Source organism: Kribbella sp. NBC_01484 (assembly GCF_036227145.1).
Taxonomy (GTDB): domain Bacteria; phylum Actinomycetota; class Actinomycetes; order Propionibacteriales; family Kribbellaceae; genus Kribbella.
Genome location: NZ_CP109437.1, coordinates 8,102,681 through 8,117,299 on the forward strand (window position 1 = coordinate 8,102,681; position 14,619 = coordinate 8,117,299).

A 14,619-nucleotide genomic window follows, 5' to 3' on the forward strand; every position below is an offset into this window, starting at 1 on the left:
AACAGGCCACGGCCGGCGGTGATCTCACATCCTGGCAAGGCCTGGGCGCGGTCAGATTCAGCGGCCGAGGGGTGGTGCGGGCGGGACTGTGGGGCCAAGCTGGGGGTGTGCCCGGGCGACGGGTCGTCGTCGCCCCGACCAGCGACGAGGAGAGACTGATGAACGGCGAGAGCGGGTGGGTCCGGTGAAGGCCGCGGCGGGCGACCAGGTTGTTGTTGAGAGCACCCATCTGTCGGCGCACCGGCGGCAGGGCGAGATCGTCGAGGTGCACGACCCGAACGGCGCCCCGCCGTACCTGGTGCACTGGAGCGACACCGACACCGAGTCCCTGTTCTTCCCCGGCCCGGACGCGCACATCATCCACGCGCAGTGAAGAATCCGGTTGCCGCCTGACCTGCCATCCAGCAGGATCGCCCAATGACGCAGCCGGACACGCAACGCCCAGTCGCTCTCGTCACCGGCGTCGGTCGCACTGTCGGCATCGGCGCCGGCATCGCCCGTCGGCTCGCGGCCTCCGGATGGGACATCGCGTTCACCTACTGGACGGCGTACGACGAACGCATGGACTGGGGCGTCCAGTCCGGCGCGACGGTTGAGATCACCAAGGAACTGACCGAGCTCGGCGCGACCGCGGTCCCGATCGAGGCGGACCTGGTGGACCCGGTTGCGCCGGAGCGGATCTTCGCCGCGGCCGAGGAACGGCTGGGCAACGTCACGGCGTTGGTGATGTGTCACTGCGAGTCCGTCGACTCGGGCATCCTCGACACGACCATCGAGAGCTTCGACCGCCACTTCGCCGTGAACGCCCGGGCGACCTGGCTGCTGATCCGCGAGTACGGGCGCCGCTTCACCGGAGCGCCCGGCACCGGCCGGATCATCGCGCTCACCAGCGATCACACGGTCAACAACCTCCCGTACGGCGCGAGCAAGGGCGCGCTGGACCGGATCACGCTGGCCGCCGCGCACGAGCTGTCCCACCTCGGCGTCAGTGCGAACGTGATCAACCCCGGCCCGATCGACACCGGCTGGATGAACGACGGCATCCGGGCCGCCGGCATCCGGGAGACCCCGCTCGGTCGCCTCGGTACGCCGGAGGACACCGCCAACCTGGTCGACTTCCTCTGCTCACCGCGCGGTCAGTGGATCAACGGCCAACTCCTCATGAGCAACGGCGGCTTCGCCTGAGCGCGGCCGGTAGAGCTCGGCCGCCCCGGCTGCGAGGGTCAGCGAAAGGATGAGGAAGCCGCCGTGGAGCACCCAGGGATTGACGGGATCCTCGCGGGTGGTGACCCACAGCCCGACCTGAGACAGGGCGATCCCGACGAGGCCTAGCAGCCGCGCCCACAGGTGCGGCAGGTAGAGCAGGCCGCCGAGCAGGAACGCGGGGAAGAAGATCATCCCCGGGCTTGCGAACATCGGCAGACACAACACGGCGAGGACGCGCCACCATCGTGACCGGCCGGTACGGCGGACGCCGTACAACAGACCGAGGACCAGACCGGTGAGCCCGGTCAGCGCGAGGATCATGACGGTCCCAGTCCAGCTGAACTCCGGTTCGGTGGAGATCAGCCGCATCCAGACCCGGGCGGCGATCCCCCAGCTCAGCCCGAGACCCAGTCCGGCCGCAGTCGTGGTCAGCACCCTTACTGTCATCTCTCCCCCTTGACGTCCATGCTGGGAGCACGGATCACTACGACAGACGATGCACTGCCGGGCCGCGGGTGACAGCAAAAGATCTGATTGCGGTGTCACCCGATCCGGCGGGTCACTCGTCCGTAGGGGTGATGGGGGCTATGGATGCGGCTGCGGAGCTGACCGCCGACGAGGTGCGGCCGGATGCCGACGCGCTGGTGGTCGCGTTGTTCCGGACCGAGGCCGCGCGCCTGGTCCAGCTCGCCCGGTGGTTCGTCGACGACCGGACCGCGGCCGAGGACCTGGTCCAGGAGGCGTTCCTGCGGCTGGCCCGTAACCATCACCGGATCCACGACCAGGACCGGGCGGGGCGTACCTGCGCTCGATCGTGATCAATCTGGCCCGTGACCACAACCGCCGCGGCCTGGTCTCGCTCCGTCACCGCCTCCCGGCCGACCCGGACGACCGCTCGGCTGAGGACCACGCGACCGAGAGCGAGAGCCGGCGCGCGGTGATCGCGGCGCTGCGCGCACTCCCCCGGCGCCAGCGGGACTGCGTCGTGCTGCGCTACTACCTCGAACTGTCGATCGCCGACATCGCCGACACACTCGGCCTGTCGCCGAACTCGGTCAAGACCCATTTGCAACGCGGCCTGCGCGCGCTGAAAACCGATCTGGAGGTCCAGGGATGACCCAGCGACCCAGCACTCCCGGCGACGAGCCGACCGAGGTCGAGCGCCGCCTGTACGACGCCCTGGACCCGGCGGCGACGCGACCGCCGGCACCCGACCTGTTCGATCGGGTGCTCGGCAGCATCGCCGACGACCGGGCCCGACGACGCCGGATCACCCGGGCCCTGGTGATCCTGGCCGGCGGCATTGTGTTGCTGGCAGCAATCATCCTGCTCTTCACGCCACGCGCGCCGAACGGTCACCTGACGCTGGACTGGTGGATCCTCGAGGTGTTCACCGATGTTCTGCTGATCGGGCTGGCGTTGTGGCTCGGGCCGTTCATCAAACGGTTCGGCCGCGCCTACGCGGCGGATGTCTTCCACGACAATCCGCAGACCGGCAAGAGCTACCTCGTGCTGACCGACATCGTGTACTACCTGATCTTCACCGCATACATCCTGTTCACGGTCAGTTTCGAACCGCGGGAGAGCTGGGGCCTCGGCGTCCTGCCCGCCCAGGTCGCCTTCGAGGCCGGCCGGATCGGCGGCATCCTGCTGATCATCGGCGTACTGCACGGCCTCAACATCGTCCTGATGCCGATCCTCGGCCGGCTCTTCTCCCTCAATCGCCGGATCTCGGGGCCCTGATCGTCGCCGCGGTGGCGCGGAGAGCCGGCCCGATCAGGCGCCGGCGACCCCGTCGATCTGCTCGCGGAGGATGTCGGCGTGGCCGCAGTGCCGGGCGTGCTCCCTGATCAGGTGCACATAGATCCAGCGGAGTGAGACGTCGTCCACGTCTTCGCGGGACACGACGTGGTCGAGCGGCAGGCCGGCCGCGATCCGTCGCGACTCCGCGCAGGCCTCCTCGAAGGCCGCGATGATCCCGGCGACCGTCTCACTGTCCTCGATCTGCCAACTGGCGTCGCCGCCACGCGCGTCGCCGGCGATCTCGTCCCGCGGGCGCCCGGCGACGATGTGCTGGAACCAGTTCCGCTCGACGCCGGCCAGGTGCTTCACCAACCCGATCGGTGTGGTCAGCGATGGCACGAGCCGGCGGCGCGCGTCCGACTCGGACAGGCCGCGGAGTTTGTCCACCGCGACCTGCCGATGCGAGTCGAGAAACGCTTCGAGTACCTCACGCTCCCCCGCCGTACGAACCAAGCTCTCCATCGGGAGACTGTATTCAGGAGCGGGTCCACTTCTGGTCGTCGGAGCCGTTGCAGGGGGCGGTGTTGACGGCTGCGCCATTGCCGGTCCCGGCGGCGGTCAGACAGAGAGTGGGGATGGCAACACTGGTGACCGTCTGGTCGGCGTTGACTTCCCAAGCCTGATTGGCGGCACCGGTGCAGGCCTCGATCGTGATCGAGGTGCCGGCGGTCATGCACTTGTCGGCGTACACGGTGAGTTGCTTGTCGGCCGTGTAGTTCCACGACTGGTTGCCGCCGTTGTTGCAGTCCCACAGGTCGAGCGCCGTACCGGGAGTCGTCGAGAAGCCGGGTACGTCGACGCACCGGCCGCTGGCCACACCACGCAGGGGCTCACCCGGCGGAGCGGGCGGCAGGGTGTTCGTGGGCTCCTTCTTCAGTAGGCCCCAGCCCCACCACAGCTGCGCGCGACCGCTCTGGCTGTTGACCTGGAGGTCGGCCGGACCGACCTGCGTGGTCATCGAGTATGAGTCGCCGGTGCGCAGGCCCGGCCAGTAGACGATGCCCATCTTCTGTTCGTTCGCCACCTGGGTGAGCGCGCCGAGGTACGCCGTGTAGACGTTGCCCTCGTGGTTGCCGTAGTTCAGGCCGATGGTCATCGGCGAGCCGGCCTCGTCGATGATCGTGCGCCAGCCGTACGAACCGATCCGCGGCCGCAGGTTCGCCAGCCAGGCCGCCTCGGTCGTGTCGGAGGCCCAGAAGCCGTAGAAGTGCAGCGACAGCAGCGTGCCCGTCAGCTCGGGCGCCGCACCGACACCGGTGACGTTGTCGTTGTAGCCGGTGCCGGAGATGACGATCCGGCTGCGCGGAACGTTGCTGTGCCGGGCGATCCAGGACGAGGTCAGCGACACCCACTCGGTCAGCGAGTAGCCGAACGGCTCGTTCATCGGCTCGAAGTAGACATGCGGGTTCTTGGCGTAGGCCTTCACCACCGTGTCCCACATCGCTGCGTACCGGACCGCATCGTCGACCCGGCCGTCCTTGGCGTTGTCGGCCTCCCAGTAGCTGAGGACGACCTTGAAGCCGCTCGCGACCGACGCGTCGATCGCCCCGCGGTAGGAACTCCACCAGGTGGTCCCCACGCTCGACGGGTTGATCGGCAGGCGGATCGTGTTGGCCTTGAGCTCGTTGCGGAACTCGCCCACGATCCCGGTCGCCTTCCGGTACGTCGTCCCGTAGTCGTCCGTCGTACTCAGTCCGGACGGGACCACCTCGTCGTCGGCGTAGTTGTCCCGCGGATCGGCCCAGTTCACTCCCCGGAAGTCGTTGGTCCCGGCCGGGCCGCCCGCCTGCGCGGCGGCGGGTGCGGCCGGCGTCGCGGTGGGTGACGCCTCGGCCTGGACGGTGATGGCAGCTGCGATGGCGGTGGCAGCGAGCGCTGCGGCGGCGATACGGCGAACTGTTGATCTCACGCGGCGATGTTCACGTAGACATCTGGGACCGTCAATGCCTTGTGTTTGCGTCAACATCAGATGTGACCGGCGTCACATCATGACGACGAGCTCCAGGTCGAGCCACTGCGCGAGGTCGCGGAGTTCGCGGTGGACGGCGGTGCCGAGCGACCTCGGGAACGGCGCGTCCTCGTGGATCGCGTCGACCCGGAAGACGCCGGCCTTGCGGTCCGACGTGGCGTCGACCTTCCCGACCAGGCGGTCGCCGTGCAGGATCGGGAGCGCGAAATAGCCCCACTTGCGGTTGGCGACCGGCTTGTACATCTCCAGCTGGTAGTCGAACTCGAACAGCTCGGTCATCCGCTTCCGGTCGTACACCAATCGGTCCAGTGGCGAGAGCAGCGCCGTACGTCCGGAGAAGGGCCGGCCGAGCAGCTCCGGGTCGACGCGCCACTCACCGCGGACACCGTCGACGACGGCCGGCTCGCCCGCGACGCCGCCATCGAGCGGCTCGCCCGGGCACGCAGGGCCCTTCGCGCGCAGGATGCCCATCGAGCGCAGCCGCTGCTCGTCCCGGATCTGCCGGGCCTTCTCGACCGGGACCAGCGGCTCGTCGGGATACACCCGCGACGCCAGGTCCCACAGGCGGTCGCGACCGTCGCGGCCCGCGATCGCCACCTCACCGCGCTGCATCATGAACTCGAGCAGTTGTGAAACGTTCCGGTTGTTGGTCCATCCGGTCGACGCCCACGGCACGACGCAGGTGTCCGGCAGGTCGCGCATCAGCAACGGGCCGTCCTGACGCAGCCGCTCGAGGATGTCGAGCCGGCAGCCTTCGTTCGCCTGGACCCAGTCGCGGCGGTACACCTGGTCGTCGAGCAGCTTCCCATCAGGCCTCCTGCTGGCCGGCCACTCCGCCATCTCGGCCCGGAACAGCGCCAGACTCTGCGGCAGCCGCACGAACCCGCGCAGCTCCAGCAGCTCCTGCGTCGCCAGCGCGTCGGCCAACTCGCTCACGTCGTACGACGATCCGAGCCGGCTCCACGCGACGAGATCAGCATTCGGCGCAACGTGGGCAGTCTGATCCAGCTGCAGCACGTTGAGCCCCTCGACCACCTCGAACAGCCCGGCCGGCCGCTCACTCGTCAGCAGTTGCGCCCGGACCGCGAGGCGCCGCGCGTCGCGCCGGGACAGCTGATGGACAGTCATACCGCGAGGCTAAGCCACGCCCAGGACAGTTCGCGGCCGCCGGGACGGTTGTCCAACTACTCCGCGTGATGCGAGACTGAGGCCAACCGAGCAGGTGGGGACCTGGGAGCTCGGCGGTGCAGGGGGTCATCGTGGCGGTGCGTGGTCGGGCGCTTCTGCCCTTTGCGGTCTTGATCGCGACGGTCGCCGTCGCGGGTTGTTCGAGTGCGGAGGGCGCGGACTCCGGCGACGGTACGGTCGGGACCCCGTCGATCGTCATCCCGCGCACCCCCACCGCGGTCCTCAAGCCGGCGACGGACTGCTCGCAGTCCACCGAGCCGCTCGAACCGGAGTCCCAGATGGACGGGGTGCGGCTCGACGCCAGCACCGACCCGACCCACACGTCGCTGCTGTTGCAGAACACCGGCAGCCTGTCGGTCATCGTCGTACCGGATGCAAGCTTCGCGTCCCGGCTGGTCACGGCGCCGTACGCGAATCCGACCGACCAGGCGTCGAAGGCGGCGCTGAACGCGGTGACCAACAGCGGCCCCCTCGGCCCTGATCGCGGGCTGCCGGCGTACGTACCGGCGACGCAGGTGTTCATCGTGCCGCCGCAGTGGGCGGTCTGCGCGCTCACCGACGACGTCCGCGAGGCCGCCGGCGTGCGCTACCTGCGGGACAAGGTGTCGAGTGCGGAGTACTTCGTCGCGAAGGGGCTGGCCGACCAGCTGCTCTCACGGTTCCAGTCGAACAAGGCCAGGCCGACGCTGATCCGGTGCGTGAAGAACACTCTGCAACTGCTGAGGGCGCATCCCGACCTGGCGGACGTCGAGCTGTACGCCGAGATCCTCGGTGCGGAGTCCACCTGCAGGGCCGGCTACAAGGAACTGCTCGGCCACGACGAGCGTGCCACCGAACGAACCGGCACCACCGTCCTGAACGTGCTCGAGCGGACCCCGCGCCTGCTCGAGACCACCAGGCTCTTCGAAGCGCTGGCGCACGCCTGACCAGGGTCCGCTCCGGGTGCGATCAGGGTGAACTCCACTGCACCGGACCCCATCGGGCCCGGACACTGGATGCAGAGACCCAATAGCACTCGGAGGACACAGACATGATCGGCTTCATCATCGCCGGACTCATCATCGGAGCGCTGGCCCGGCTCTTCACGCCCGGCAAGCAGAAGCTCGGTCTGCTCGCCACGCTGCTGCTCGGACTGGCCGGCTCCGTGATCGGTGGCACGATCGCGAGCCTGCTCGGCACCGGCGGCATCTTCGAGCTGAACGTGCTCGGCTTCATCGTCGCCGTGATCTCCTCGGTGCTGCTGGTCGGCACCGCGGAGTCGCTGTCGGCCCGCAACCAGCTGACGTCGCGCAACAAGAAGTGAGCCCCGGCTAGAGGTCCCGCTCGTTGCTCGCCATCGCGGCCCGCGGTTCGCGGCCGGGTGGCTGCGGCGGGCGGGGCAGCAACGGCGTGCGCTTGTCCAGCGTCCGGATCACCGGCTTGTCCGCGGTGACGGTGATGTCCTCCCCCGCGTGCCGGATTGTCACCTGAGCGCCCTCGCCGTCGTGCACCGAGTACTTCACCGACACCGGATCGATCTCCACCTTCAGCCGGACCCCACGCCAGCGGATCGCGAAGTTCAGCCCGGACAGGCCTTGCGGCAGCGCGGGATCGAAACACAGACAACCCTCCCGGTCCCGCAGGCCACCGAAGCCGGCGACCAGGGCACTCCAGGCACCGCCGAGCGACGCCATGTGCAGACCGTCGCCGGTGTTGTGGTGCAGATTCCGCATGTCGATCAGCGCCGCCTCGTAGGCGTAGTCGTAGGCCAGGTCCAGGTGACCGACCTCCGCCGCCATCACGGCCTGCACACACGCTGACAACGACGAATCCCGGACCGTCAGCCGCTCGTAGTAGTCGAAGTTCCGCGCCTTCTCCTCCGGCGTGAACGCGTCGCCGCACCAGTACGTGGCCAGCATCAGGTCGGCCTGCTTGACCACCTGCATGCGGTACAGCTGGAAGTACGCCGCATGCAGCATCAGCGGGTACTTGTCCTTGTACGCCTCGAAGTCCCACACAGCGTTCCCGGTGAAACCCTCCGACTGCGGGTGTACGCCGAGATCCTCGTCGTACGGCACATACACAGCGGCGGCGGCGTCGCGCCAGGCGGCCTCCTCCTCCGCGTCGACATCGAGCTCGCGGGCCGTGGCCGGCAGCCGGGCCGCGGTCTCCGCCGCCGAGCGCAGGTTGCGCGCCGCCATCAGGTTGGTGAAGACGTTGTCATCGGCAACAGCGCTGTACTCGTCGGGTCCGGTCACGCCCGGCAGATGCCAGCGGCCGTTGCGGTCGTGGTGGCCCAGTGAGATCCACAGCCGGGCCGTCTCGACCAGCAGTTCGAGCCCGACCTCCTCGAGGAACTGATCGTCGGCGGTGGCCCGGTGGTAGCGCATCACCGCCTCGGCGATGTCCGCGTTGATGTGGAAGGCCGCCGTACCGGCAGGCCAGTAGCCGGAGCACTCCTGACCGCGGATCGTCCGCCACGGGAAGGCCGCGCCGCGCAGCCCCAGCACCTCGGCCCGTTCGCGAGCCAACGGCAGGATCGAGTGCCGCCAGCGCAACGCATCCGCGGCAGCGTCGGGCATCGTGTAGGTCAGGACCGGCAGCACGAAGCCCTCGGTGTCCCAGAACGTGTGACCGTCGTACCCGGCGCCGGTCAGGCCCTTCGACGGGATGGCCCGCCGCTCGGCCCGGGCACCGGCCTGCAGGATGTGGAACAGCGCGAAGCGCACGGCCTGCTGCAACTCCGGATGACCATGCACCTCCACATCGGCGCCGTCCCAGAAGTCGTCCAGGAACTCGGTCTGCTGGGCGGTCAGCCCGTCCCAGCCGGAGAAGCGCGCACTCGCCAGCGCCGCCGCGACCTGGTCCCGGACGGCGGTCTCCGACCGCAGGCTGGACCAGCCGTAGGCCAGGTACTTCACCACGCGCAGACTCTCGCCGGGCTGGAGCTGGCAGATCACCGTCGACCGGGCCCAGTCCTCGCGGACATCCAGGTCCATCGCGTAGCGCACCGAGGTGTCCACCTCGTGGCTCATCGCGGCCGCCATCAACTGCCGGCTGCGCGTCGTCCGGTGGATCAGGACGACGCCGTTCTCCCCGCCGTCGTGGCTGACCGGCTTCAACGGGTTGTCCAGTACGGCGGCCACCCGCGGATCGTCGGACAGCTTCGGCTGGGTCTCGTTCGCGACCAGCTCGGACTGGATCACGAACCGCGCGGGCTGGTCCACCGGCTCGACGATGTACTCGATCGCGGCGACCGCCCGCTGGGTCAGCGACACCATCCGGCGGCTGCGGACCCGGATCCGCTTGCCACCGGGCGAGGTCCAGTCCACATCGCGCTGCAGGATGCCGGTGCGGAAGTCCAGCGACCGCTCGTGTTTGGTCAGGTAGCCGTAGCGGACGTCGAACGGCGAGTCGTCGACCAGCAACCGGATCAGCTTGCCGTTGGTGACGTCGACCAGGGTCTGACCGGACTCGGGGTAGCCGTAGCCGGCTTCGGCGTACGGGAGGGGGCGCTGCTCGTAGAACGAGTTCAGGTAGGTGCCGGGGATCGCGTACGGCTCGCCTTCGTCGAGGTTGCCGCGCAGCCCGATGTGACCGTTCGACAAGGCGAACAACGACTCCGACTGAGCCAGCTTGTCGAGCGCGAGCCTGGTCTCCCGCAACCGCCACGGCTCGATCGGATGATGCCCGCGGTCGATCATTCACCCTCCAGCAGTTCGGCCAGGTCGCGGACCACGACATCGGCACCGTGGATCTTCAGCTCGTCGGCCTGTCCGACGCGGTCGACACCTATGACATGCCCGAAGTGTCCGGACCGGCCGGCCGACACGCCGACCAGGGCGTCCTCGAACACGGCCGCCTCGGACGGGTCGATCCCGAAGCCCTTGGCCGCGGCCAGGAACGTGTCCGGCGCGGGCTTCCCGCGCAGCCCTTCGGTCCTGATCGTCACGCCGTCGACGACCTGCTCGACGTACTGCGCGAGTCCGGTGACATCCAGTACTTCGTGGGTGTTCGCACTCGACGACACCACGGCTCGCCGGAGTCCGGCCTGGACGGCGGCCTGCAGGTAGCGCCGGGAACCCTCGAACACGTGCACGCCCTCGGTCCGGATCCGCCGCTGGACGGCCACGTTCTTCCGGTTGCCGAGGCCGTTCACCGTCATCGCGGTCGGTGGATCGTCCGGCGTTCCGTCGGGCAGCGTGATCCCGCGCGCGGTCAGGAAGTCCCGCACCCCGTCGGCCCGCGGCTTGCCGTCGACGTAGGCGTCGTACTCCTTGCGCGCGTCGAAGGGCACGAACGGGATTCCCTGCCGCTGCGCGTAGGCACGGAGGAACTCGTCGAACATCTCTTTCCACGCGGCGGCATGAACGGCGGCGGTGTCGGTGAGCACACCATCCAGGTCGAACAAGCAGGCCCGGATCCCCGTGGGTAGTCCCAGCAGCATGTCCCCAGACTAGGCCGTGCCTCAGGTCGTCAATCGGTCCGGGAGTCCGAACGCCGGGAAACGGGAGTAGCCGAAGGTCATGATCTCGACGACCTTGCCGTCGCTGACCCGGAGCACGTCGAGCTTGAAGGCCCGGTACACCGTGTCCCCGGGCCGCAGCAGGTACGACGCCGCGGCCGGCAACCGGTTCGCCGACGTCGGCACCAGCCGCCACTCACCGTCCCGATCCGGACCGAACGCCCGCTCGAACAGTGGCAGGACGGCGGCGAGGCCGTCGAAGGTCAGCGGGTTCGGCGGCATCGACACGCGCAGGTCCTCGGCCGCGATCGCGATCGCCGCCGCGGCGTCACACCGCTCATGCGCGTCGATGAACCGATCCAGCACGTCGCGCTCCTCGGCGGTCGGCCGCGGTGCACTCCAGTCGGTACGACGAGCCGGCAACCGCTGCTGCATCGTCGCCCGCGCCCGCTGCAGTGCGGAGTTCGCCGCAGCCACACTGGTCTCGAGCAGTACGGCGGTCTCCGCAGCCGACCACCCGAGCACATCCCGCGCGATCAGGGCTGCCCGCTGACGCGCGGGCAATGCCTGCAGCGCGATCAGGAACGCCAACTCGATCGTCTCCCGATCCACCGCGACGGCATCCGGCTCGTCGGCGGGTGCCGCGATCTCGTCGAGCATCCGGTCCGGGTACGGCTGTAACCACGAGACCTCTCCGGGTGCCGCCGTACGCCGGGTGTGCCGTCGTACGACGTCCAGACAGACGTTGGTCGCGATCCGGTACAGCCACGCGCGGAAGTAGGTCCGCCCGTCGTACCCGTCCCGTCCGCGCCAGGCCCGCAGCAGCGTCTCCTGCACGGCGTCCTCCGCGTCGTCGAACGACGCCAGCATTCGGTAACAGTGCACATGCAGCTCGCGCCGGTGCCGTCCGGCGAGGTCGGCGAACGCGGACTCGTCACCCGCGAACGCCAACTCCTCCAGCGTGCTCACTTGGTCTTCCCGACCTCCTGGACCGTCCAGCCGTTGCCGTCCGGGTCCGAGAAGCTGAGGAAGGTCTCGTAGTCACTCCGGTTCGGACTCAGACCGGTCTGCTGTCCTTCGGCGGTGAAGTGGAACGGCTCGCTGACCTCGACCCCGCGCTCGACCAGCTCGGCCCGGGCCGCCTCGATGTCGTTCACCACCAGGTGCGTGCCCTGGTAGGTCCCGGGCGCCGCCTTCGTCAGCCCGATGCCGATCGTGATCGAGCACGCCGACCCCGGCGGGGTGAGCTGCACCACGCGGAACGACTCCCCCACACTGTGGTCGACGTCCTCGTGGAACCCGAGCTGGTCGGTGTAGAACTTCTTCGCCCGGTCCACGTCCGTTACCGGGACGATGACGAGTTCGAGCTTCCAGTCCATTGACGGCCTCCTGCGGTCGGGTCGGTCACAGTCTGACCGACGCATGTGACCGTGTAACGCCGCCCGCACCGGAAACTCATCGGTCCGTCGATGACTCCTTCGCGGCGAAGATGTTCGCGAACCAGTCGAGCTGGGCCAGCTGCTGGTAGGTCTGACCGCCCTCGTGCTCGTTGTAGCTGTAGACCTCGATGTCCTTGGCGACGTCAGGCCGGGCGCCGTAGTGGTTGTAGGCGGCGAAGACCGTGGACGGCGGGCAGATGGCGTCCATCAGCGCGACCGAGAACAGCGTGGGCGCCGTGGCCAGCCGGCCCAGGTTCACCCCGTCGAAGTAGCTGAGCGTCCGCAGCGCCGCATCGACGTCGTGGCGGAACCCCTTCAGGTACCGGGTGATCTCGCCGTACGGATCCTCGTCGGTGATCTGCAGCGCCCGCTCGAAGTGGCACAGGAACGGTACGTCGGGGGCGCAGCCGAGCAACTCGATCCCGGCCAGTCCGGCGAGCCCGGCCGCCGCGATCGAGATGCCGCCGCCCTGGCTGGCGCCGGTGACGATGATCTTGTCCGGGTCGACGAGCGGGGACGCCTTGGCGGCCTCGAGTGCGCGGACGGCGTCGATGAAGACGCGGCGGTAGTAGTACGTCTCCGGGTCGGTGATGCCCGCGGTCATGAAGCCCGGGGTGTGGTTGAGACCGGCGTACGCGCTGTCGTCGGGCGTACCGCTGCCGCCGCCGGCGCTGTAGCCCTGACCGCGGGTGTCCATCACGAAGTGGGCGTACCCGGCCTGCGCCCACAGGTTCGTGACGTGCGGGAAGCCACGGCCGCCCGAGTAACCGAAGTACTGCACGACGGTCGGGAGCGGACCGGTGGCGCCGGCCGGCACGTGCAGCCAGCCCTTGACCGGCGCACCGCCGAAGCCGGCGAACGTGACGTCGTAGGTGTCGATCACGGCGAGCTTGTTGTCGATCGCGGTGAACGAGGCGGACAGGTCGTCGGTGCGCGCCTTCTCGATCGAGCGGCGCCAGAAATCGACCAGGTCGGCGGGTGCGGCCACCTCGGGCCGGTATCCGCGGAGCTTGTCGAGAGAAAGATCGAACATGGCCATGAGCAACAAACCTACGCCGAACCGGACGCTGGCGGTAAGCGGTCTCCAATACCGGACAACTTCCCGCTAGGGTGAGCTGATGCCTGGTCCGAACATCGTCTTCGTCATGTCCGACGACCACGCCGCCCACGCGATCTCGGCGTACGGGAGCAAGGTCAACAGCACTCCGCACCTGGACCGGCTCGCTCAGGACGGGGTCCGGATGGATGCGACGTACTGCACCAATTCGATCTGCTCTCCGTCGCGGGCGTCGATCCTGACCGGCACCTACAGCCATGTCAACGGGGTGGCGTCGATCTACACCGAGATCGACTACCGGGTGCCGACCTTCGCGGAGGTGCTGAAGGACATCGGTTACCAGACCGCACTGTTCGGCAAGTGGCACCTCGGAGAGCGACCGGAGTCCGCCCCGCGGCACTTCGACGCGTGGCGGGTCTTCCCCGGGCAGGGCGAGTACGTCGATCCGCTGATGATCGGCCCGGACGGCGCCGGGATCGTGCCCGGCTACGCGACGGACATCGTCACCGATCAGAGCATCGACTGGATCCGGCAGCGCGATCCGGACCGGCCGTTCCTGCTGCTGGTGCACCACAAGGCGCCGCACCGGCCGTGGGTTCCGGACGAGAAGCACAAGCACCTCTACCCGGTCGGATCGATCCCGGAGCCGGCCACACTGCTCGACGACTACTCCACCCGGAGCCAGGCGGTCCGTGGCGTGCGGATGTCGGTGGCGGACGACCTCGGTGCGGACGAGCTCGGCGAGGAACTGCCGGCCGGGCTGCGCGGCGCGGAGAACCGGGACGCGCGGATGCGGTGGAACTACCAGCGCTATCTGCGGGACTACCTGCAGTGCGTGCAGTCGATCGACGACAACGTCGGCCGGTTGCTGGACGTCCTCGATGACGAAGGGCTCCGCGACAACACCGTCGTCGTGTACACCTCCGACCAGGGGTTCTTCCTCGGTGAGCACGGGTGGTACGACAAGCGGCTGATGTTCGACGAGTCCCTGCAGATGCCGATGCTGATCCGCTGGCCCCCGGAGATCCCGGCCGGCGGCACCTGCGACGCGATGGTGACCAACGTGGACTTCGCCGCGACGTTCCTCGACATGGCCGGGCTGGAGGCCGCGGTCGCACTGCCGACGTCCCAGGGCCGCAGCTTCCTGCCGTTGCTACGCGGAACGGACGTTCCGGACTGGCCGTCCGCGATCTACTACCGGTACTGGGAGCACGACGACCCCAGTCACCACGCTCCGGCGCACTACGGCGTACGGACGAAGGAGTTCAAGCTCATCCATTACTACGGCGCGGGCCTCGGCGTCCCGGGGTCGTCGGACCGGATCTTCGCTGCGGAGTGGGAGCTGTACGACCTGCGCAACGATCCGGAGGAACTGGTCAACGTTGCGGACGATCCGGCGTACGCCGAGACCCGTGCGGCGTTGACCGACCAGCTCGCCGAACTGCAGCGGCACTACGCGGACACGCCGTACACCGGCCCGTCGACCCCGCACCCGACGTGGCCGTGGAGCTAG

General features: G+C 68.8%; 17 protein-coding genes. 8 read left to right on the forward strand and 9 right to left on the reverse strand.

All coding sequences use genetic code 11. The features are described 5' to 3' along the window. Nucleotides 1-184 precede the first annotated feature (184 nt). Both OG555_RS39125 and OG555_RS39130 read left to right on the forward strand, forming a co-directional pair. Nucleotides 185-373, forward strand: a complete 189-nt coding sequence (locus OG555_RS39125; RefSeq protein ID WP_329478556.1) for a DUF1918 domain-containing protein — start codon at nt 185-187, stop codon at nt 371-373. Nucleotides 374-417: 44 nt separating this feature from the next. Beyond that, nucleotides 418-1,185 (forward strand): SDR family oxidoreductase, encoded by a 768-nt coding sequence (locus tag OG555_RS39130; protein ID WP_329478558.1) that lies wholly within the window; start codon nt 418-420, stop codon nt 1,183-1,185. Here the strand turns inward: OG555_RS39130 and OG555_RS39135 are convergent. Further along, nucleotides 1,126-1,653, reverse strand: a complete 528-nt coding sequence (locus tag OG555_RS39135) for a hypothetical protein (RefSeq protein WP_329478560.1) — start codon at nt 1,651-1,653, stop codon at nt 1,126-1,128. The genes OG555_RS39130 and OG555_RS39135 overlap by 60 nt on opposite strands. A gap of 140 nt (nt 1,654-1,793) precedes the next feature. Here OG555_RS39135 and OG555_RS39140 point away from each other — a divergent pair, with 140 nt between their 5' ends. From OG555_RS39140 to OG555_RS39150, 3 genes are read left to right on the forward strand one after another with little or no spacing between them, the layout of a single operon-like run. Next, nucleotides 1,794-2,024, forward strand: coding sequence for a sigma factor (locus OG555_RS39140; RefSeq protein WP_329478561.1), 231 nt, complete (start codon nt 1,794-1,796; stop codon nt 2,022-2,024). After that, nucleotides 2,021-2,323, forward strand: a complete 303-nt coding sequence (locus tag OG555_RS39145) for a sigma-70 family RNA polymerase sigma factor (RefSeq protein ID WP_329478562.1) — start codon at nt 2,021-2,023, stop codon at nt 2,321-2,323. Before OG555_RS39140 ends, OG555_RS39145 begins: the two co-directional genes overlap by 4 nt. Then, on the forward strand, nt 2,320-2,949 hold the full coding sequence (locus OG555_RS39150; RefSeq protein ID WP_329478564.1) for a hypothetical protein: 630 nt from the start codon (nt 2,320-2,322) through the stop codon (nt 2,947-2,949). Before OG555_RS39145 ends, OG555_RS39150 begins: the two co-directional genes overlap by 4 nt. A 33-nt stretch (nt 2,950-2,982) precedes the next feature. On the opposite strand, the gene OG555_RS39155 is transcribed toward OG555_RS39150, so the two are convergent. From OG555_RS39155 to OG555_RS39165, 3 genes are all read right to left on the reverse strand, one after another. Next, nucleotides 2,983-3,471 carry a DinB family protein gene (locus tag OG555_RS39155; protein ID WP_329478565.1) on the reverse strand — a complete coding sequence of 163 codons (489 nt, stop codon included), beginning with the start codon at nt 3,469-3,471 and terminating at the stop codon, nt 2,983-2,985. A gap of 13 nt (nt 3,472-3,484) precedes the next feature. Then, nucleotides 3,485-4,918 (reverse strand): ricin-type beta-trefoil lectin domain protein, encoded by a 1,434-nt coding sequence (locus OG555_RS39160; RefSeq protein WP_329478566.1) that lies wholly within the window; start codon nt 4,916-4,918, stop codon nt 3,485-3,487. Between the two features lie 72 nt (nt 4,919-4,990). Then, entirely contained in the window at nt 4,991-6,106 is a 1,116-nt protein-coding gene (locus OG555_RS39165; protein ID WP_329478567.1) for a DNA glycosylase AlkZ-like family protein, read from the reverse strand. Nucleotides 6,107-6,237: 131 nt separating this feature from the next. On the opposite strand from OG555_RS39165, the gene OG555_RS39170 reads away from it, so the two are divergent. Together OG555_RS39170 and OG555_RS39175 are read left to right on the forward strand one after the other, a co-directional pair. Further along, the gene (locus tag OG555_RS39170) at nt 6,238-7,092 is read left to right on the forward strand and encodes a hypothetical protein (RefSeq protein ID WP_329478568.1); all 855 of its coding nucleotides are present in this window, start codon (nt 6,238-6,240) and stop codon (nt 7,090-7,092) included. 104 nt (nt 7,093-7,196) lie between these two features. Continuing rightward, nucleotides 7,197-7,469: a GlsB/YeaQ/YmgE family stress response membrane protein gene (locus tag OG555_RS39175; RefSeq protein ID WP_329478569.1), complete on the forward strand. Its 273-nt coding sequence runs from the start codon at nt 7,197-7,199 to the stop codon at nt 7,467-7,469. 7 nt (nt 7,470-7,476) lie between these two features. Here OG555_RS39175 and OG555_RS39180 read toward each other — a convergent pair whose 3' ends face one another. From OG555_RS39180 to OG555_RS39200, 5 genes are all read right to left on the reverse strand, one after another. After that, nucleotides 7,477-9,849 carry a glycoside hydrolase family 65 protein gene (locus OG555_RS39180; RefSeq protein ID WP_329478570.1) on the reverse strand — a complete coding sequence of 791 codons (2,373 nt, stop codon included), beginning with the start codon at nt 9,847-9,849 and terminating at the stop codon, nt 7,477-7,479. Beyond that, complete coding sequence (locus OG555_RS39185; protein ID WP_329478572.1) at nt 9,846-10,592, reverse strand: beta-phosphoglucomutase family hydrolase; 747 nt, start codon at nt 10,590-10,592, stop codon at nt 9,846-9,848. Before OG555_RS39185 ends, OG555_RS39180 begins: the two co-directional genes overlap by 4 nt. Nucleotides 10,593-10,613: 21 nt before the next feature. Further along, nucleotides 10,614-11,579, reverse strand: a complete 966-nt coding sequence (locus tag OG555_RS39190) for an RNA polymerase subunit sigma-70 (protein WP_329478575.1) — start codon at nt 11,577-11,579, stop codon at nt 10,614-10,616. Continuing rightward, nucleotides 11,576-11,989, reverse strand: a complete 414-nt coding sequence (locus OG555_RS39195; protein WP_329478578.1) for a VOC family protein — start codon at nt 11,987-11,989, stop codon at nt 11,576-11,578. Before OG555_RS39195 ends, OG555_RS39190 begins: the two co-directional genes overlap by 4 nt. 76 nt (nt 11,990-12,065) lie before the next feature. Beyond that, nucleotides 12,066-13,082, reverse strand: coding sequence for an acetylxylan esterase (locus tag OG555_RS39200; protein ID WP_329478580.1), 1,017 nt, complete (start codon nt 13,080-13,082; stop codon nt 12,066-12,068). A gap of 85 nt (nt 13,083-13,167) precedes the next feature. Between OG555_RS39200 and OG555_RS39205 the strand changes: the two genes are divergently transcribed. Further along, nucleotides 13,168-14,619, forward strand: coding sequence for a sulfatase family protein (locus OG555_RS39205; protein WP_329478583.1), 1,452 nt, complete (start codon nt 13,168-13,170; stop codon nt 14,617-14,619).